Source organism: Streptomyces sp. NPDC017991 (assembly GCF_044328075.1).
In the GTDB taxonomy this organism is placed as follows: domain Bacteria; phylum Actinomycetota; class Actinomycetes; order Streptomycetales; family Streptomycetaceae; genus Streptomyces.
The window spans coordinates 38,497-57,849 of record NZ_JBIRGP010000007.1 but is presented as its reverse complement, the minus strand read 5'-3'; the positions used below and the strand labels follow the sequence as shown (position 1 = coordinate 57,849).

Below are 19,353 nucleotides of genomic sequence, written 5' to 3'. Positions count from 1 at the left end.
GATCGCCACGGACCTCGGTACGGGCCTCGGTACCGGCCTCGCGGCGGAACAGAAGTCCGCGGAAGTGACCGACTGGGCCGCCAGGGTCGGCTGGCTCGTCGGCCTCGCCCTGTTCATCGCGCTCGTCTACTGGCTGATGCGCGAGGGCTGGAAGTGGCGCGGCACCCTCCAGGGCGACCTGCCCGAGCTGCCCGTCGTGCCGAGTGAGCCCGGTGCGGCCAGACTGACCATGAGCGGTCGCTACCACGGCTCGACGACGGCCGGGCAGTGGCTCGACCGCATCGTGGCGCACGGCCTGGGCACCCGCAGCAGGGTCGAGCTGACCCTGACGGACGCGGGCCTGGACGTCGTACGCCCCGGCGCTGCCGACTTCTTCGTCCCCCGCGAGCGACTGCGCGAGGCCCGGCTCGACAAGGGCATCGCGGGCAAGGTCCTCTCCGAGGGCGGCCTGCTCGTCGTCACCTGGGAGCACGGCGACAAACTGATCGACTCCGGGTTCCGCTCCGACCACGCGGCGGAGCACAACGAATGGGTCGACACCCTGAACCACATGACCGACAAGAGCGACGACCTCGGCAAGAGCGACCAGAGCAGCGACACGGAAGGCGCACGATGACCACCTCCGACCAGGGAACCGCCTCGCGGCGGCAGAAGGCGGCTCCCGCCGTACTCGTTCTGGAGGACGGCCGGACCTTCCGCGGCCGTGCCTACGGGGCCGTGGGGGTGACCTTCGGCGAAGCGGTGTTCTCCACCGGCATGACCGGCTACCAGGAGACCCTCACCGACCCGTCGTACCACCGCCAGGTCGTCGTGATGACCTCTCCGCACATCGGCAACACCGGCATCAACGACGAGGACATGGAGTCCAGGAAGATCTGGGTCTCCGGCTACGTCGTACGCGACCCCGCGCGCGTGCCCTCCAACTGGCGCTCCCGGCGCTCGCTGGACGAGGAGCTCGCCGCGCAGGGCGTCGTGGGCATCAGCGGCATCGACACCCGCGCGCTCACCCGCCATCTGCGCGAGAGCGGCGCCATGCGTGTCGGCATCTTCTCCGGCAGCGCGCTGCCCGACGAGGGCACCATGCTCACCGAGGTGCGCCAGGCCCCCGAGATGAAGGGCGCCAGCCTCTACGAGGAGGTGGCCACCAAGGAGTCGTACGTCGTCCCGGCCGTGGGTGAGAAGAAGTTCACCGTCGCCGCCGTGGACCTCGGCATCAAGGGCATGACCCCGTACCGCATGGCCGAGCGCGGCATCGAGGTGCACGTACTGCCCGCCACCGCCACCGTCGAGGAGATCTACGCGGTCGCCCCCGACGGCGTGTTCTTCTCGAACGGCCCCGGCGACCCGGAGCAGGCCGAGCACCCCGTCGCCCTGATGCGCGCCGTGCTGGAACGCAGGACGCCGCTGTTCGGCATCTGCTTCGGCAACCAGATCCTCGGCCGCGCCCTCGGCTTCGGCACCTACAAGCTGAAGTACGGGCACCGGGGCATCAACCAGCCCGTGCAGGACCGTACGACCGGCAAGGTCGAGGTCACCGCGCACAACCACGGCTTCGCCGTCGACGCGCCGCTCGACAAGGTCTCCGAGACCCCCTACGGGCGGGCCGAGGTCAGCCATGTCTGCCTGAACGACCAGGTCGTCGAGGGGCTCCAGCTGCTCGACCGGCCCGCGTTCAGCGTCCAGTACCACCCCGAAGCGGCCGCGGGCCCGCACGACGCCGCCTACCTGTTCGACCGCTTCACGTCTTTGATGAACACAGTCCAGATGGAGGGCCAGCGTGCCTAAGCGCTCCGATATCCAGTCCGTCCTGGTCATCGGCTCCGGCCCGATCGTCATCGGGCAGGCCGCCGAGTTCGACTACTCCGGCACCCAGGCCTGCCGCGTCCTCAAGGCCGAGGGCCTGCGGGTGATCCTGGTCAACTCCAACCCCGCGACGATCATGACCGACCCGGAGATCGCCGACGCCACGTACGTCGAGCCGATCACCCCCGAGTTCGTCGAGAAGATCATCGCCAAGGAGCGGCCCGACACGCTGCTGCCGACGCTGGGCGGCCAGACGGCCCTCAACACCGCGATCTCCATGCACGAGCAGGGTGTGCTGGAGAAGTACGGCGTCGAACTGATCGGCGCCAACGTCGAGGCGATCAACAAGGGCGAGGACCGCGACCTCTTCAAGGGCGTCGTCGAGGCCGTCCGCGCGAAGATCGGGCACGGCGAGTCCGCCCGGTCCTACATCTGCCACTCGATGGACGACGTACTGAAGGGGGTCGAGCAGCTCGGCGGCTACCCGGTCGTGGTCCGCCCCTCCTTCACCATGGGCGGCGCCGGCTCCGGCTTCGCGCACGACGAGGAGGAGCTGCGCCGCATCGCCGGCCAGGGCCTCATGCTCTCCCCGACCACCGAGGTGCTCCTGGAGGAGTCCATCCTCGGCTGGAAGGAGTACGAGCTGGAGCTGATGCGCGACAAGAACGACAACGTCGTGGTCGTCTGCTCCATCGAGAACTTCGACCCGATGGGCGTCCACACCGGCGACTCGATCACCGTCGCGCCCTCGATGACGCTGACCGACCGCGAGTACCAGCGGCTGCGGGACATCGGTATCGCGATCATCCGCGAGGTCGGCGTCGACACCGGCGGCTGCAACATCCAGTTCGCGGTCAACCCCGACGACGGCCGCATCATCGTCATCGAGATGAACCCGCGTGTCTCGCGCTCCTCGGCCCTCGCGTCGAAGGCCACCGGCTTCCCGATCGCCAAGATCGCCGCCAAGCTGGCCGTCGGCTACACGCTCGACGAGATCCCGAACGACATCACCGAGAAGACCCCGGCGTCCTTCGAGCCGACCCTCGACTACGTGGTCGTCAAGGCCCCCCGGTTCGCCTTCGAGAAGTTCCCCTCCGCCGACTCCACGCTGACCACGACCATGAAGTCGGTCGGCGAGGCCATGGCGATCGGCCGGAACTTCACCGAGGCGCTGCAGAAGGCGCTGCGGTCCCTGGAGAAGAAGGGCTCGCAGTTCACGTTCGTCGGTGAGCCCGGCGACAAGGACGAACTGCTGGCGGAGGCCGTCCGGCCCACCGACGGCCGGATCAACTCCGTCATGCAGGCCATCCGCGCGGGCGCCACGCCCGAGGAGGTCTTCGAGGCGACCAGGATCGACCCCTGGTTCGTGGACCAGCTGTTCCTGATCAAGGAGATCGCGGACGAGCTGGCCGCCGCCGACAAGCTGGAGCCCTCGCTCCTCGCCGAGGCCAAGCGGCACGGCTTCTCCGACGTCCAGATCGGCGAGATCCGCGGGCTGCGCGAGGACGTGGTGCGCGAGGTGCGGCACGCGCTGGGCGTGCGGCCGGTCTACAAGACGGTCGACACCTGCGCCGCCGAGTTCGCCGCCAAGACGCCGTACTTCTACTCCTCGTACGACGAGGAGACCGAGGTCGCCCCGCGCGAGAAGGCCGCCGTGATCATCCTCGGCTCCGGTCCGAACCGCATCGGGCAGGGCATCGAGTTCGACTACTCCTGCGTCCACGCCTCCTTCGCGCTGAGCGACGCCGGCTACGAGACCGTGATGGTCAACTGCAACCCCGAGACCGTCTCCACGGATTACGACACCTCCGACCGGCTGTACTTCGAGCCGCTCACGCTGGAGGACGTGCTGGAGATCGTCCACGCCGAGACGCTGGCCGGACCGGTCGCGGGCGTGATCGTCCAGCTCGGCGGCCAGACCCCGCTGGGCCTGTCGCAGGCGCTCAAGGACAACGGCGTCCCGATCGTGGGCACACCGCCCGAGGCCATCCACGCCGCCGAGGACCGCGGCGCCTTCGGCCGGGTGCTCGCCGAGGCCGGACTCCCGGCCCCCAAGCACGGCACCGCCACCACCTTCGCCGGCGCCAAGGCCATCGCGGACGAGATCGGCTACCCCGTCCTCGTCCGGCCGTCGTACGTCCTCGGCGGACGCGGCATGGAGATCGTGTACGACGAGACGCGGCTGGCCTCGTACATCGAGGAGTCCACCGAGATCAGCCCCTCCCGGCCGGTCCTGGTCGACCGCTTCCTGGACGACGCGATCGAGATCGACGTGGACGCCCTGTACGACGGCAACGAGCTGTACCTCGGCGGCGTCATGGAGCACATCGAGGAGGCCGGCATCCACTCCGGCGACTCGGCGTGCGCCCTGCCCCCGATCACGCTCGGCGGGTTCGACATCAAGCGGCTGCGCGCCTCGACCGAGGCCATCGCCAAGGGCGTCGGCGTACGCGGACTGATCAACATCCAGTTCGCGCTGGCCGGGGACATCCTGTACGTCCTCGAAGCCAACCCGCGTGCCTCGCGCACGGTCCCCTTCACCTCGAAGGCGACCGCGGTGCCGCTCGCCAAGGCCGCCGCCCGGATCTCGCTGGGCGCGACCGTCGCCGAACTGCGCGCCGAGGGGCTGCTGCCGGCCGTCGGCGACGGCGGTGAACTGCCGCTGGACGCGCCGATCTCCGTCAAGGAGGCCGTCATGCCGTGGTCGCGCTTCCGCGACATCCAGGGCCGCGGCGTCGACACGATCCTCGGCCCGGAGATGCGCTCCACCGGCGAGGTCATGGGCATCGACTCGATGTTCGGCACGGCGTACGCGAAGTCCCAGGCGGGCGCGTACGGGCCGCTGCCGACCAAGGGGCGCGCCTTCATCTCCGTCGCCAACCGCGACAAGCGCTCGATGATCTTCCCGGCGCGCGAACTCGTCGCCCACGGCTTCGAACTGCTCGCCACGTCCGGTACGGCCGAGGTGCTCAAGCGCAACGGCATCAACGCCACGGTCGTGCGCAAGCAGTCCGAGGGCGAGGGCCCGAACGGAGAGAAGACGATCGTCCAGCTCATCCACGAGGGCGGCGTCGACCTCATCGTGAACACCCCGTACGGCACCAGTGGCCGCCTCGACGGCTACGACATCCGTACGGCCGCCGTGGCCCGGTCCGTGCCCTGCCTGACGACCGTCCAGGCGCTCGCCGCGGCCGTCCAGGGCATTGACGCGCTCACCCGCGGAGACGTGGGCGTGCGGTCCCTGCAGGAACACGCGGAACATCTGACCGCGGCCCGCGACTAGCAGTTGGGAGAGAGGGGGACACCGGAAACGGTGTCCCCCTCTTCACGAGGTTCTCGATGAGGAAACCCACCATGTACAAGCTCTTCTTCCGGCTCGCGTTCCAGCGTATGGACCCCGAGCAGGCCCATCACCTCGCCTTCCGCTGGATCCGGCTGGCCGTCCGGATCCCGGTCCTGCGGACCTACGTCGCCGCCGTGCTCGCGCCCCGGTACGAGGAGCTGCGGACCGAGGCGTTCGGGCTGCGGATGCACGGCCCGTTCGGGCTCGCGGCGGGCTTCGACAAGAACGCGGTCGCGATCGACGGCCTGTCGATGCTCGGCTTCGACCACGTCGAGATCGGCACGGTCACGGGGGAGGCGCAGACCGGCAACCCCAAGAAGCGGCTGTTCCGCCTCGTGCCGGACCGCGCGCTGATCAACCGCATGGGGTTCAACAACGAGGGCTCCGAGGCCGTGGCGGAGCGCCTGAGGGCCCGTACGCCCGTCTTCAGGACCGTCGTGGGCGTCAACATCGGCAAGACCAAGGTCGTCCCCGAGGAGGAGGCCGCCGCCGACTACGTGAAGTCCGCCGAGCGGCTGGCCCCGTACGCCGACTACCTCGTGGTCAACGTCAGCTCCCCGAACACGCCCGGACTGCGCAACCTTCAGGCGACCGAGTCGCTGCGCCCCCTGCTCACCGCTGTGCGCGAGGCCGCGGACCGGACCGTCACCACGCGCCGGGTGCCGCTGCTCGTGAAGATCGCGCCGGACCTCGCCGACGAGGACGTGGACGCCGTCGCCGACCTCGCGGTCGAGCTGGGCCTGGACGGGATCATCGCCACGAACACCACCATCGCGCGCGAGGAACTCGGCCTGCGCTCCGACGGCTCCCTCGTCGCGGAGACCGGCGGGCTGTCCGGCGCTCCGCTCAAGGCGCGCTCCCTGGAGGTGCTGCGCCGCCTCTACGCGCGCGTGGGGGACCGGATCACCCTCGTGGGCGTGGGCGGCGTGGAGAACGCCGAGGACGCCTGGCAGCGCATCCTGGCCGGCGCCACGCTGGTCCAGGGCTACAGCGCCTTCGTCTACGAAGGCCCCTTCTGGGGGCGCGGCATCCACAAGGGCCTCGCCGCACGCCTTCGTACGAGCCCGTACGCCACCCTCGCCGACGCGGTCGGCGCCGACGTGAGGAACATGAGGGAAACCGGATGAGCCTGATGAGTCCGGCACCCTTCGGTGCCCGTCTGCGCCGCGCCATGGACGAGCGGGGCCCCCTGTGCGTCGGCATCGACCCGCACGCCTCCCTGCTCGCCGACTGGGGCCTGAACGACGACATCGGGGGCCTGGAGCGCTTCAGCCGCACCGTCGTCGAGGCGCTGGCCGGCCGGGTCGCCGTGCTGAAGCCGCAGAGCGCGTTCTTCGAGCGCTTCGGGTCGCGCGGTGTCGCCGTCCTGGAGAAGTCGGTCGAGGAGGCCCGGGCGGCCGGGGCGCTGGTCGTCATGGACGCCAAGCGCGGTGACATCGGCTCGACCATGGCGGCGTACGCCGCCGCCTTCCTGGAGAAGGGCTCACCGCTGTTCTCCGACGCGCTGACGGTCTCGCCCTACCTCGGCTACGGGTCGCTGAAGCCGGCGGTGGAACTCGCCCGGGAGAGCGGCTCCGGGCTGTTCGTGCTCGCCCTGACCTCCAACCCGGAGGGCGCCGAGGTGCAGCACGCGGTACGGCCCGGCCGTACGGCCACGACCCAGGCCCCGCGGAACGTGGGCGCGACCATGCTGGCGCACCTCGCCGAGGAGAACGCGGGACAGACCCCGATGGGTTCCTTCGGGGCGGTCGTCGGCGCCACGCTCGGCGATCTCTCCTCGTACGACCTCGCCATCAACGGCCCGCTCCTCGCCCCCGGCATCGGCGCCCAGGGCGCGACCCCGGCCGATCTTCCCCGGGTCTTCGGAGCGGCGGTGCGCCAGGTGGTGCCGAACGTCAGCCGGGGTGTCCTGCGTCACGGACCCGACATCGCCGCGCTACGCGCGTCATCGGACCTCTTCGCGGAGGAGATCAGGGCGGCGGTGGAGGCGGCTTGAGGACTTCGGCGCGCGTCTTCCGGACGTCCCGCGTCTGAATACATGCTCAAATCCGGGGAGTTTTGTCGTAAATGTCGGACTCGATAGAGGCTGACCAGGACTTTTCCTCTGTTCTCGCTGACTCCGGCGGACTTGCCCGCTAGTCTCCGACCAGAGTCAACGGGCAGAAGTGTTGCTCGTTGCTCGCCAGGTGTGGGGCGACCAGGTCCCTCACCGGTCCGTATCCGACAGTTCGACATCCGAGGTGACGTAGGCGTGGCTCTTCCGCCCCTTACCCCTGAACAGCGCGCAGCCGCGCTCGAAAAGGCCGCCGCGGCTCGCCGGGAGCGGGCCGAGGTCAAGAATCGACTCAAGCACTCCGGCGCCTCGCTCCACGAGGTCATCAAGCAGGGTCAGGAGAACGACGTCATCGGAAAGATGAAGGTCTCCGCTCTCCTGGAGTCTCTGCCGGGCGTGGGCAAGGTCCGCGCCAAGCAGATCATGGAACGGCTCGGGATCTCCGAGAGCCGCCGTGTGCGAGGTCTTGGCTCCAATCAGATCGCCTCCTTGGAGCGCGAGTTCGGCGGCGGTGCGGCCTGACGTTCTCAGGCACTCCTGAGAACCTGGATAATCACCGCATGGCTGCAACACCCCGGGGGACGACCCCCGTATCCCCGGACGTAGGTCCGCGGCTGACCGTGCTCTCCGGCCCCTCAGGGGTCGGCAAGAGCACGGTCGTCGCTCATATGCGCAAGGAACACCCCGAGGTCTGGCTCTCGGTGTCGGCGACGACCCGCAGGCCGCGCCCCGGCGAGAAGCACGGTGTCCACTACTTCTTCGTCAGTGACGAGGAGATGGACAAGCTGATCGCCAACGGCGAGCTTCTCGAATGGGCGGAGTTCGCGGGCAACCGCTACGGGACGCCTCGCGACGCCGTACTCGAACGCCTGGAGTCGGGCGAGTCGGTCCTTCTGGAGATCGATCTCCAGGGCGCCCGGCAGGTCCGCGAGTCCATGTCCGACGCCCTTCTGGTGTTCCTGGCCCCTCCTTCCTGGGAGGAGCTGGTGCGCCGGCTCACCGGGCGGGGAACCGAGCCGCCCGAAGTGATCGAGCGCCGGCTGGGCGCCGCCAAGGTCGAGCTGGCGGCCGAGCCGGAGTTCGATACCACCCTGGTCAACACCTCCGTCGAGGACGTGGCGCGCGAGCTGCTAGCCTTGATGGAAGTTGTTTGATCTTTCAGGATCACCTTTAAGGTCGATTTCCACCTTTCGGAAGGCAGAGCGTGTCCTCTTCCATCACCGCGCCCGAGGGCATCATCAACCCTCCGATCGACGAGCTTCTTGAGGCCACCGACTCGAAGTACAGCCTGGTGATCTACGCGGCCAAGCGTGCCCGCCAGATCAACGCGTACTACTCGCAGCTCGGTGAGGGCCTCCTTGAGTACGTCGGTCCCCTCGTGGACACCCACGTCCACGAGAAGCCGCTGTCGATCGCCCTCCGGGAGATCAACGCGGGTCTGCTGACGTCGGAAGCCATCGAGGGCCCGGCTCAGTAGTATTTCCTGCTTGCAGTTCGTTTATCCACAGGCCCGGCAGCGCCCCTGCCGGGCCTGTGGTGTGTGATGGGGACGTACGTACGTTTTCCGAGGTCCGGGGAGAGACGTGGACAAGCCGAAGGTCGTGCTGGGGGTCAGCGGTGGCATCGCCGCCTACAAGGCGTGCGAGCTGCTGCGCCGACTGACCGAGTCGGGACACGACGTGCGCGTCGTGCCGACCGGGTCCGCGCTGCACTTCGTCGGCGCCGCGACCTGGTCCGCCCTGTCCGGACACCCCGTCTCGACCGAGGTCTGGTCGGACGTGCACGAGGTGCCGCACGTGCGGATCGGCCAGGGGGCCGACCTGGTCGTCGTCGCCCCCGCCACCGCGGACCTGCTGGCGAAGGCGGCGCACGGCCTGGCCGACGACCTCCTCACGAACACCCTGCTCACCGCCCGCTGTCCGGTCGTCTTCGCGCCCGCCATGCACACCGAGATGTGGGAACACCCGGCCACCCAGGAGAACGTGGCGACCCTGCGCCGCCGGGGCGCCGTCGTCATCGAACCCGCCGTGGGCCGGCTGACCGGCGTCGACACAGGCAAGGGGCGGCTGCCCGATCCCGCCGAGATCTTCGAGGCCTGCCGCCGCGTGCTCGCCCGGGGAGCGGCCGGAGCGGACCTCGCCGGCCGGCACGTCCTCGTCAGCGCGGGCGGCACGCGCGAGCCGCTCGACCCGGTCCGCTTCCTCGGCAACCGTTCCTCCGGGAAGCAGGGGTACGCCCTCGCGCGTACCGCCGCCGCCCGGGGCGCCCGGGTCACCCTGATCGCCGCGAACACCGCGATGCCGGATCCGGCGGGCGTCGACGTCATCCAGGTCGGGACGGCCGTGCAGCTCCGCGAGGCCGTGCTCAAGGCCGCCTCGGACGCCGACGCCGTGGTGATGGCGGCGGCGGTGGCGGACTTCCGGCCCGCTGCATACGCGTCGGGAAAAATCAAGAAGAAGGACGGCCAGGAACCGGAGCCGATCGTTCTCGTTCGAAATCCGGACATCCTCGCGGAGATCTCGGCGGACCGCGCCCGTCCGGGTCAGGTCGTCGTCGGTTTCGCCGCCGAGACGGACGACGTGCTGGCCAACGGCCGGACGAAGCTCCTGCGCAAGGGCTGCGACCTCCTCGTCGTCAACGAGGTCGGAGAGCGCAAGACCTTCGGCTCCGAGGAGAACGAGGCGGTCGTGCTGGGCGCCGACGGAAGCGAGACCCCGGTGCCGTACGGGCCCAAGGAAGCGCTGGCCGAGACTGTGTGGGATCTCGTGGCGCGCCGACTGGTGTGAACGCCCCAGCCGCTTCAGGACACCCCTCCGTCACACCCGGACACTACTTTTCACCGGCGCACAAGGGTGTGGGAACCTGGCGGAGACGGTTGTTCGTGTCGCAGAATGCCCGTGCCGCAGGTCACAGCGCTTCCGAGAGGCGAGACAGTAGCCCCGCGACGGAGTGCGACCGATAAACTGTTCTCGGACGACGCCGGGCGCAGCTCCCGGCCGTCCGCCAATGATCAGCCAGCAGCCGCTGCAACCACAGGGAGCGTTGTGTCCCGTCGCCTGTTCACCTCGGAGTCCGTGACCGAGGGTCACCCCGACAAGATCGCTGACCAGATCAGCGACACCATCCTCGATGCGCTTCTGCGTGAGGACCCGACTTCCCGGGTCGCCGTCGAGACGCTGATCACGACCGGCCTCGTACACGTGGCCGGCGAGGTCACGACCAAGGCCTACGCGCCGATCGCACAGCTCGTGCGCGACAAGATCCTCGAAATCGGCTACGACTCCTCGAAGAAGGGCTTCGACGGAGCGTCCTGTGGCGTGTCCGTGTCGATCGGCTCCCAGTCCCCGGACATCGCGCAGGGCGTCGACACCGCGTACGAGAAGCGGATCGCGGGTACCGCGGCAGGTGACGAAGAGGACGAGCTCGACAAGCAGGGCGCCGGCGACCAGGGCCTGATGTTCGGCTACGCGACGGACGAGACCCCGGAGCTGATGCCGCTCCCGATCCACCTCGCGCACCGCCTCGCGCGGCGCCTCTCCGAGGTCCGCAAGAACGGCACGATCCCGTACCTGCGCCCCGACGGCAAGACCCAGGTCACCATCGAGTACGACGGCGACAAGGCGGTCCGCCTGGACACCGTCGTCGTCTCCTCGCAGCACGCGTCGGACATCGACCTGGACTCGCTGCTCGCGCCCGACATCCGCGAGTTCGTGGTGGAGCCCGAGCTGAAGGCGCTCCTGGACGACGGCATCAAGCTGGAGACCGAGGGCTACCGGCTGCTGGTCAACCCGACCGGCCGCTTCGAGATCGGCGGCCCGATGGGTGACGCCGGCCTGACCGGCCGCAAGATCATCATCGACACCTACGGCGGTATGGCCCGCCACGGTGGCGGCGCGTTCTCCGGCAAGGACCCGTCCAAGGTCGACCGCTCCGCCGCGTACGCCATGCGGTGGGTCGCCAAGAACGTCGTCGCGGCCGGCCTCGCCTCCCGCTGCGAGGTCCAGGTCGCCTACGCGATCGGCAAGGCCGAGCCCGTCGGACTCTTCGTCGAGACCTTCGGCACCGCCAAGGTCGACGCGGAGAAGATCGAGACGGCCATCTCCGAGGTCTTCGACCTCCGCCCGGCCGCGATCATCCGCGACCTCGACCTGCTGCGCCCGATCTACTCCAAGACCGCCGCGTACGGCCACTTCGGGCGCGCGCTGCCCGAGTTCACCTGGGAGAGGACGGACCGCGTGGACGCCCTGCGGAAGGCGGCGGGGCTCTAGCCTCCTGCTCTGGCGCTCTGGCGCTCTCGCGCTTTCCGCGGAGGTCCAGTCCCTCCGCTGTCGCGTTCTTACCGAGGCCCGGCACCCCCGCCCGGGGGTGCCGGGCCTCGGCGTTTCACGACTCGGGCTCTGCCGGCGGTTCCTCCGGGCCGGGCGTGGCGTCACCGGCTTCCTCGCCGTCCGCGGGCGGTTGCGCCGGGCCGAAGCGGCGCCTGAGTTCGTCGACGACATCCGACTTGCCGTGCGCCCGGGCCAGAACGATGAGCCGTTCGGCGAAGAGGTCCAGTTCCGGATCGGCAGGCGCGAAACCGAACCACGCCAGGAACGAGTCGAGGGAGCTGGGGGAGCCGGAGGAGGAGTCCGGCGCCGCTCCGTTGCTCGACGCCGGGATGTCCGAGCCGGGTGTCCACTGCAGGCCGGGCGACGTGTGCGGGCCGCCGTCGGCCCCGGCGTACGGCGCGGCGGGCGGGGACACCAGATGCTCGAAGACCGGGGCGACGTTCTCGTTGTTCGCCGCGGCCGACAGCCGGGCGAGCATCCCGATGCGATCGACGGCTCCCTCGACCTCCCCGTCGTTCCGGGAGAGCCACCACACCACGGCCGTACCCGTGTCCTTGAGCACGTCGTCGCCCAGATAGGCCCGCTTGCTCCGCTCATAGTTGCGCTCGTGTTCCCAGACGTCCTCGTCCTTGCGGACATTGGAGAGCTTGACGAGCCGTTCCCGGTCCAGTTCGGGAAGGCCGAGCGAGACGTCCTGGGCCATGGCCGTGATGCGACCGCCGGAGTCGGGGCGCATGGTGCCCAGCACCCCGTCGAGCTGGTGCTGCGCGAAGGCGCTCCGGTCGGGCGACTGCTGGGCCGTCAGCACGCGTGCGCGCTGAAGCACCGCTTCCACGGCCAGACCCGCGGGGTTGATGTACGGGGCGTCGTCCGCCGCGTCCAGTACCAGCCATCGCACAGTGGCGGAGAAGGAGAAGTCGTAGTCCGCGACGGAACTCGGCAGCGCGACGTGTGCGACGCGCTGCTCCTGGCGCTGCGGTTCCGGGAACTGGAGGTCGGGGTCCGGACCGAACTCGCGTGGAAAGGCCTCCCGCTCAGGAGTGAGCACTCTGTGCGTCACCAGTGCGATGACCAGCAGAAGTGCGGCAGTCGTGGGCCAGGCCCACAACGGCCAGTCGCCGCACAGCCCGAGGATGACGAAGATCAGCCCCAGAATGACGGTGACGAAGAGCGTCATCGCCTTGTGGCCAGAACTCATGACGGCCCCCGGCAGCTCATGATGCCTCCCGATGACTCACGATGTCCCCCGATCTCGATGTCGGACGGTGTGCTCGTAGGGGTGTGGGTACGGTTCGATGCCCTGAGCGGCATTGATCTTCCGCAGCAGGCAGCCGACGATGTCCTCACGCACCTCGGCCCGGCCGGCATCGGTGCGCTGCCAGCCGAGAGCGACGCGGTAGAGATGACCGCAGACGCGGCTGTCGGCCGCACAGGCCGCGACGAGAACTTCCAGTACGCAGCCCCGGCGCCGGTGATCCGCACACGCGTCGAGCCAGTGGCAGACGGACGGGGACCAGGAATCGACGGGCCGCCGCAGCGCCGCTTTCCAGCAGACGGTGAGCGACTCCCGCACCCCGTGGGGCCCGACGGGCTGTACCGGATCGGCGACGGCCAGGAACAGCTCGATGTCCGCCGCCCACTGATGCTGGGTGATCCCCGCACGCAGACGGTCCAGCATGCGCCGGTATAGCCGGTTGTCGCTGCGCGCCAGGCGTGCCAGCGCCTCCAGGGCGCGTATCCCTGTCGGCCCCTGTGTTCTGCGAGCCAGATGGTGCAGCCTGACGAGCGCCTGATCGGGGTGCGAGCGGGCCATGGCCTCGGAGCACACGACGATCAGTACCTCGCGCAGACCCGTGCTCGTCTCCGCGCTCTTCGCCCATTCGTAGATCTGCTGCCGGAACGAGCGCCCGTGCCGGTCGTCGTCCAGTCCGAGAGCCAGTGCCTGTGCCGCGTCGGCCACGAGATGGGCTCGGGCGCCGCGCTGTGTCCACTGTTGTGCGAGCCAGGACAGATCCTCCGGACGGCCGGTACGCAGACTCTGTTCGGCGAACCTCTCGACCGCCTGCGACCGGTCGGGCTGGGTGAGGGCGGGTTCGGCCAGACAGGTCCTGAACCAGTCGCGCAACTGTCGGCGGATGTCCGGCAGAAAGGTCCAGAAGTGCTCCCGTACGGCGCTGTCGTAGCCGGTGCGCCGGAACCGTACCCGGCCGTCTGGACGGGTCTCGGCCCCGATCCCGTCGAACTCCGCGTGGAGATCGGCGCGGTCGAGCCGGGGTGCGGGATCCGGTGGGTGGCTGAGGATGTCCAGCAGGGCGTTCGTGGACTGGAGCACGGCCCCCGGAGTGGTGCCGTGGAACATCGCGAGAGACAGCATGAGGGCCCTCCGCCGGCCGCCGTGCTCCTTGGAGGTGTCCGCGGCGACCCGCGCGCTCTGGTCCTGTTGCCGGGCGAGGGACGCGGAGAGCCAGTCGGAGAACCCGCGTTCGGCGCCTGCGGTGTTCCGGCCGTGCTTGATCCGGTCCGCCAGTTCCGCGACGCCCCGCATGGGCTCGTGGGACAGGTAACCGGCCAGGTCCCGGCCGCTCAGCTCCTCCGTCGACGGCACGATGTCCTCGCACCGCAGATGGCGGGCCAGCACCCGCTTCGCGGAAGGCCGGCCGATCTCCACGGTGAACCGGCGCAGGTCGCTCCGGAGGAGGTAGCCGAGGTGGTGCGGCAGTACCACCGCGAGATGGGCGCCGTGACCGAGGAGGCTGCTGCGGAAGTCGGAGAGCACCTGCTGAACGGCCACGTAACGCGACTCGTCGGCCTCGGAGAGGTCCAGGAGAAGCCGGTCGCCGTCGTCGATGTCCTGGACTTCGAGGGGCGAGACGGTGCTGTCGTCGGCCGTGTCGGGCAGTTCATGGAGGCCGCCGCGGCTCGCGGAGAGCTCGTGGAGCAGCATCAGTGCCGCCGTGCGGCGGCCACTTCCCGGGAGGCCGTCGACCAGGACCGTGTGGGAGCGGCGCAGTTCCTCGCGGGCCCGCTGCAGGCGCGGGGGCGGGACGAACCGCTGATCGAGGTGATCGCGGTCGCCCTTCGCGATGGCGAGGCGCCGCTTGCCCGCCTGCTCCCTCAGCCGGGATGCGGCAGCCTGCAGATAGAGGTTGAACTGAGGCCCCGTACCGCTGTGTACCGAGCCGTGCGCCTCATTGACGTACGAGCCGATCGTCTCGCTCACTGCTCGTCGCCCCCGCGCGGAGCCCTGGGACCGAACCGCTGACGGATGCCGCCGCGGTTGTTCCCGACGACGTAGTTCGTCCCGTCACCTTCGATGCGGGGGCCCTCGTACATGTCGCCCCGGCCGGTGTGCAGCGGACCGTGCGCGTCGTTCACGAAGGTGCCGACCGAGCCGCCGACCTGGCCGATTCCACCTCTCTGGCGCTCGTTGCGGACCGTCGGCCGCGGCTCGTCGAGCTCTTCGGCCGGGTCGGGGCCGGCGTGACGGTCCAGCGCCGCCAGTCCGGGCACCTGTCGTACGAGACGGTCGCCGAGCCCCATCAGGTCCGCGTCCAGGGTGGGCAGGTCGAGGCGTGAGTACTGGCACTCGGCGAGCTCGGCCATCGACGCGGGCAGGCGGTGCGGATCGAGCTGCTCCACATGGCGGCCGATGAGCAGGGGGACCACCAGCGCGCCGGAGGACAGAGCCTCCTCGATCTCGCGTCGCACCCAGTCCTTCGGGTCGTCCAACGCCCTCCTCGCAGGCTCATGCCGGTCGGGTGCGTCGAGCCACTGCTCGTCGATGACCGCGAGAAGGACCCTGCTGCGCCGGGCCGCCCGGTCCAGGGTCTCGATGTAGTTGTCGCCCGGATCGATGGACTTCCGGGCGAGGAACACACTGTCCGGGCCGAACCGGGCGGACAGCTTCTCGTCGCACATGTACGCCACCGGCTTGCCGCTCTTGGTCCGGTAGTTGATGAAGATCTCGTGCATCAGTCCTCCTGTGAAGCGGTGGGAAAGGCCAGTGAGGAGGTCAGTTCCGGTGTGAGCGCACGCACCGAGGCATGGCGGGCGTGCCGCCCGAGCGTGTGCGAGAGCCTGCGTAGATCGGCGCAGACGGTGGCGGAGCGGATGAGCCGGACGGAGGGCAGGATGTCGCTCGCGACCTCGCACGCCTGGTCGACATCCCCGGCCGCGGCGTGGGCGAGGGCCCGCCGGACCCCGTACCTGGCCCGGGTCCGCAGGGCGTGCTCAGGAACGCGCCGGATCTCGATGTCGAGCGATTCGGCGGCCTGCCGCGGGCGGCCCAGGTCGTACAGGCACCAGCCCGTGAACATCGAGACGACATCGGGTACGTGGGAGGCGCCGAGCACGGGCTGACCGGGATCCGCCGCGTCCTGCGCGAGCAGCTCACGGGCCTGGTCCAGACTGCGCATACAGGCGTCGTAGTCGCCTTCGACGGCCTTGCTCTGCGCCAGATGCTGGGCCGCGAGACCGCGGACGCGGGGTGGCGCGGTGCTCTCCAGGGCGCGGGTGGCGAGCTGGACCGCCTGGGCCACGTCTCCCCGGTACAGGCTGATCAGCGAGCCCCGGACATGTGCGTACATGGCAAGACCGGTGTCCTGGCCCGCGTTGGCCAGGTGCACCGCCCGCTCGGTCCACCACAGGGCCGCCGAGTCGTCTCCGCACTCCTGTGCCATCCACCCCGCGTACTCGGCGTAGCGCGAGGCGAGGACCGGGAGGGAACGTCGGGTACGGGGGCCGGTGCGCAGCGCCAACTGCTCCAGGCTGTGGGTCTGTGCGATGAGCGGCGGCAGTACGTTGGCCGGTCCCGAGGCCTGACCGAGGCGCCGGAACTGGTCGAACATGAGGCGGCAGGCGTCCACGACCGTCTCGGCCCCCTCCTCGGCCGAGGGCCGCGGCAGTGGATCACCCGCTCGCATGGTCAGTACGGACGCGGCTCCCGCGGTCATGACACCGCGCCGGGTCACCGGCCGGAAGGAGCTCGAACCGTCCTTGCCCAGTTGCATCAACCACACCTCATCGTCGTGAACGGGACGGGGCAGCGGCGGCCGCGAGCGCACGACGGGTACGAGCTCCGCCAGCGCGCCGTCGGCGCTGAGGTGGGTGTCGCACAGTCGCGCCAGCTCCGGTGTCGGGCGTTTGAGTCCTCGTTCCACCTTGCTGAGCTGGCTCTTGCTGTAGTGCACGCGCTGTCCGAGTTGTTCCAGTGACCACCGGGCGACCATGCGCCGCCTGCGGAGTTCCTGTCCGAAAGCGTGCGACTGCTCCGACACTTCGACCTCCGTCACTCACCGGCCGACAGCCGACGAGCGCCCCGCATCAGCGTGCGACCGGACGGCTGGGCCGAACAAGGCGTACAGGGGGTTTCCCGTTTCCTTCTCCGGAGGGAAGCCGACCCTGAGCGCCGTGTCGAGGAAGCGGTATCGGCCATCGCTTCGGCGGTGTTCGTGATCCGTGGCCGGGGCGGTCCCGGGCGGGCCGTGGTGTCAGTGCGGTCTGGTAGGAATGCTGCTGTGAGCAGCGACGACGGGCAGACGGGTGGCGGGGCCGACGGGGCGCCGCCCGAGCAGCTTGCGTTGATCCGGGATGCCGTGCGCAAGGCGCCGCGGGCCAAGCCGCGGACCTGGCGCGGGGCCGCGGTCGCCCAGCACCTGCCCGTCGCGCGGGTGCTCGTCGACAAGGGCGTGCTGCATCTCGACCGCTACTTCGACTACGCCGTGCCCGAGGAACTGGACGCCGACGCCCAGCCGGGGGTGCGGGTGCGCGTGCGGTTCGGGGCCGGACGGCACCGGGTGCGGGAGGGGCGGCGCGAGGGCGGCGGGCTGATCGACGGGTTCCTCGTCGAGCGGCTGGCCGAGTCCGACTACTCGGGGCCCCTGGCGGCCCTCGCCCAAGTCGTGTCGCCCGAGATCGTGTTGAGCGAGGAGCTGCTCGGCCTCGCGCGCGCCGTCGCCGACCGGTACGCGGGAAGCCTGGCCGATGTGCTGCAACTGGCCGTCCCGCCGCGCAACGCCCGCGCGGAGGGGAAGCCGTCGCCCGAGCCGCTGCCCGTCCCCGAGGCGCCGGCGGTGGGGTCCTGGGCCAGATATCCGCGCGGGTCCGCCTTCATCGAGTCGCTCACGGGCGGCGGGGCACCCCGCGCCGTGTGGAACGCGCTGCCGGGGCCCGGCTGGGCCGAGGAGCTGGCGCGGGCCGTGGCGGCGACGCTCGCCTCGGGGCGCGGCGCGCTCGTCGTCGTGCCCGACGGGCGGGCCGTCAGCCGGGTGGACGCGGCGCTCACCTCGGTTCTGGGGGAGGGACGGCACGCCGTGCTCACCGCCGAGGCCGGGCCCGAGAAGCGGTACCGGCAGTGGCTGGCCGTGCGGCGCGGGTCCGTACGGGCCGTGGTGGGGACCAGGGCCGCCATGTTCGCGCCCGTACGGGATCTGGGGCTGGTGGCCGTCTGGGACGACGGGGACGGCAGCCACAGCGAACCGCATGCCCCGCAACCGCATGCCCGCGAGGTGCTGCTGCTGCGGGCCGCTCATGACAAGTGCGCCTTTCTGCTGGGGAGTTGGAGCTGCACCGTCGAGGCCGCACAGCTCGTCGAGACCGGCTGGGCGGCTCCGATCGTCGCCGAGCGGGAACAGGTACGCGCGGCGGCTCCGCTCGTACGGACCGTCGGGGACCAGGACCTCGCGCGTGACGAGGCAGCACGGGCGGCACGGCTGCCCACCCTCGCCTGGCAGGCGGTCCGGGAAGGGCTGAGGACGGGGCCCGTACTGGTACAGGTGCCGCGCCGGGGCTACGTGCCCCGTATGGCCTGTGCGCAGTGCCGGGCGCCCGCGCGGTGCCGGCACTGTGCCGGGCCGCTGGAGGGGCAGGACGCCGGAGGGCTGCAGTGCGGGTGGTGCGGCCGGCAGGAAGGCGGTTGGCATTGTCCCGAGTGCGGCGGGTTCCGGCTGCGGGCGCAGGTCGTGGGGGCGCGGCGGACCGCCGAGGAGCTGGGGCGCGCGTTCCCGGCCGTCCCCGTGCGGACCTCCGGCCGCGAACAGGTGCTGGACACGGTGCCGGGGTCGCCCGCGCTCGTCGTCAGTACGCCGGGCGCGGAGCCCGTGGCCGAGGGCGGCTACGCGGCGGCGCTGCTGCTCGACGGCTGGGCGATGCTCGGACGGCCGGACCTGCGGGCCGGCGAGGAGGCGCTGCGTCGGTGGATCGACGCGGCGGCGCTGGTACGGGGGCAGCCGGACGGCGGGACCGTGGTGGTCGTGGCCGAGCCGACGCTGCGGCCCGTGCAGGCACTGGTGCGCTGGGATCCGGTCGGGCACGCGGTGCGTGAGCTGGCCGAGCGGGCCGAGCTGGGGTTCCCGCCGGTGTCGCGGATGGCGTCCGTGTCCGGGACCGCGGAGGCGCTCGCCGGATTCCTCGCCACGGTCGAACTGCCCGGCGAGGCCGAGCTGCTGGGACCGGTGCCGGTGACTCCGGCGGACCCGGGGCGGCCGCGGCGGGCGGGGGCACCGCCCGCGGGCGAGCCGTGGGAGCGGGCGCTGATCCGGGTGCCGCCGGGGAAGGGTGCGGCACTGGCGTCCGCGCTGAAGCATGCGCAGGCTGCCCGGATGGCTCGTGGGGGGAGTGCTCGGGGAGGGAGTGGGGGTGGCGGGGCCGGTGGGGGCAGCGGGGGCAGTCGGGGTGGCGGCGGGAGTGAAGCGGTGCGGATTCGGATCGATCCGCCTGATATCGGGTGACCTGCGCAGAGGCGGGGACAGCAGGGGTAGCGGGGACAGTAGGGGTAGCGGGGATGGCGGAGACGGGGCGATACGCGTCTGCCCCCGAAGTTTTTCGGG

General features: G+C 70.6%; 15 protein-coding genes. 11 read left to right on the top strand and 4 right to left on the bottom strand.

Annotation, left to right across the window (positions count from 1 at the left end):
- Position 1 precedes the first annotated feature (1 nt).
- The 10 genes from ACH4DZ_RS21365 to metK all read left to right on the top strand — a co-directional run bounded on the left by ACH4DZ_RS21365 (position 2) and on the right by metK (position 11,467).
- Entirely contained in the window at positions 2-616 is a 615-nt protein-coding gene (locus ACH4DZ_RS21365; protein ID WP_398289211.1) for a hypothetical protein, read from the top strand.
- Positions 613-1,785: a glutamine-hydrolyzing carbamoyl-phosphate synthase small subunit gene (gene carA / locus ACH4DZ_RS21360; RefSeq protein ID WP_398288804.1), complete on the top strand. Its 1,173-nt coding sequence runs from the start codon at positions 613-615 to the stop codon at positions 1,783-1,785. Before ACH4DZ_RS21365 ends, carA begins: the two co-directional genes overlap by 4 nt.
- A complete protein-coding gene (carB, locus tag ACH4DZ_RS21355) occupies positions 1,778-5,086 on the top strand; it encodes a carbamoyl-phosphate synthase large subunit (protein WP_398288803.1) in 3,309 nt (1,102 codons plus the stop codon). The genes carA and carB overlap by 8 nt, the downstream gene beginning before the upstream one ends.
- Positions 5,087-5,157: 71 nt before the next feature.
- The gene (locus ACH4DZ_RS21350; RefSeq protein WP_398288802.1) at positions 5,158-6,273 is read left to right on the top strand and encodes a quinone-dependent dihydroorotate dehydrogenase; all 1,116 of its coding nucleotides are present in this window, start codon (positions 5,158-5,160) and stop codon (positions 6,271-6,273) included.
- Positions 6,274-6,278: 5 nt separating this feature from the next.
- Positions 6,279-7,142, top strand: a complete 864-nt coding sequence (gene pyrF, locus ACH4DZ_RS21345; RefSeq protein WP_398289210.1) for an orotidine-5'-phosphate decarboxylase — start codon at positions 6,279-6,281, stop codon at positions 7,140-7,142.
- 255 nt (positions 7,143-7,397) lie between these two features.
- Positions 7,398-7,721, top strand: a complete 324-nt coding sequence (locus ACH4DZ_RS21340) for an integration host factor (RefSeq protein ID WP_005319887.1) — start codon at positions 7,398-7,400, stop codon at positions 7,719-7,721.
- 38 nt (positions 7,722-7,759) lie between these two features.
- On the top strand, positions 7,760-8,353 hold the full coding sequence (gmk, locus tag ACH4DZ_RS21335; RefSeq protein ID WP_398288801.1) for a guanylate kinase: 594 nt from the start codon (positions 7,760-7,762) through the stop codon (positions 8,351-8,353).
- A gap of 50 nt (positions 8,354-8,403) precedes the next feature.
- Positions 8,404-8,676, top strand: a complete 273-nt coding sequence (rpoZ, locus tag ACH4DZ_RS21330; RefSeq protein WP_005319902.1) for a DNA-directed RNA polymerase subunit omega — start codon at positions 8,404-8,406, stop codon at positions 8,674-8,676.
- A 106-nt stretch (positions 8,677-8,782) separates the two neighbouring features.
- Positions 8,783-9,985, top strand: coding sequence for a bifunctional phosphopantothenoylcysteine decarboxylase/phosphopantothenate--cysteine ligase CoaBC (gene coaBC / locus ACH4DZ_RS21325; protein WP_398288800.1), 1,203 nt, complete (start codon positions 8,783-8,785; stop codon positions 9,983-9,985).
- Positions 9,986-10,243: 258 nt separating this feature from the next.
- Positions 10,244-11,467 carry a methionine adenosyltransferase gene (gene metK, locus ACH4DZ_RS21320; RefSeq protein ID WP_398288799.1) on the top strand — a complete coding sequence of 408 codons (1,224 nt, stop codon included), beginning with the start codon at positions 10,244-10,246 and terminating at the stop codon, positions 11,465-11,467.
- Positions 11,468-11,582: 115 nt separating this feature from the next.
- Here the strand turns inward: metK and ACH4DZ_RS21315 are convergent, their stop codons facing one another.
- The 4 genes from ACH4DZ_RS21315 to ACH4DZ_RS21300 are packed head-to-tail and all read right to left on the bottom strand — an operon-like array spanning position 11,583 to position 16,803.
- Positions 11,583-12,725, bottom strand: a complete 1,143-nt coding sequence (locus ACH4DZ_RS21315) for a hypothetical protein (RefSeq protein WP_398288798.1) — start codon at positions 12,723-12,725, stop codon at positions 11,583-11,585.
- 36 nt (positions 12,726-12,761) lie between these two features.
- The gene (locus tag ACH4DZ_RS21310; RefSeq protein WP_398288797.1) at positions 12,762-14,747 is read right to left on the bottom strand and encodes an ABC transporter substrate-binding protein; all 1,986 of its coding nucleotides are present in this window, start codon (positions 14,745-14,747) and stop codon (positions 12,762-12,764) included.
- Entirely contained in the window at positions 14,744-15,499 is a 756-nt protein-coding gene (locus ACH4DZ_RS21305; RefSeq protein ID WP_398288796.1) for a toll/interleukin-1 receptor domain-containing protein, read from the bottom strand. The genes ACH4DZ_RS21310 and ACH4DZ_RS21305 overlap by 4 nt, the downstream gene beginning before the upstream one ends.
- Entirely contained in the window at positions 15,499-16,803 is a 1,305-nt protein-coding gene (locus ACH4DZ_RS21300) for a helix-turn-helix domain-containing protein (protein WP_398288795.1), read from the bottom strand. Before ACH4DZ_RS21300 ends, ACH4DZ_RS21305 begins: the two co-directional genes overlap by 1 nt.
- Before the next feature lie 240 nt (positions 16,804-17,043).
- On the opposite strand from ACH4DZ_RS21300, the gene ACH4DZ_RS21295 reads away from it, so the two are divergent.
- Positions 17,044-19,254 carry a primosomal protein N' gene (locus ACH4DZ_RS21295; RefSeq protein WP_398288794.1) on the top strand — a complete coding sequence of 737 codons (2,211 nt, stop codon included), beginning with the start codon at positions 17,044-17,046 and terminating at the stop codon, positions 19,252-19,254.
- Positions 19,255-19,353 lie beyond the last annotated feature (99 nt).

Bases quoted from the DNA above. Each gene is read 5' to 3' on its own strand.
- carA (WP_398288804.1), top strand. From the start codon at position 613: ATGACCACCTCCGACCAGGGAACCGCCTCGCGGCGGCAGAAGGCGGCT.
- ACH4DZ_RS21350 (WP_398288802.1), top strand. From the start codon at position 5,158: ATGTACAAGCTCTTCTTCCGGCTCGCGTTCCAGCGTATGGACCCCGAG.
- pyrF (WP_398289210.1), top strand. From the start codon at position 6,279: ATGAGTCCGGCACCCTTCGGTGCCCGTCTGCGCCGCGCCATGGACGAG.
- gmk (WP_398288801.1), top strand. From the start codon at position 7,760: ATGGCTGCAACACCCCGGGGGACGACCCCCGTATCCCCGGACGTAGGT.
- ACH4DZ_RS21315 (WP_398288798.1), bottom strand. From the start codon at position 12,725: ATGAGTTCTGGCCACAAGGCGATGACGCTCTTCGTCACCGTCATTCTG.
- ACH4DZ_RS21305 (WP_398288796.1), bottom strand. From the start codon at position 15,499: ATGCACGAGATCTTCATCAACTACCGGACCAAGAGCGGCAAGCCGGTG.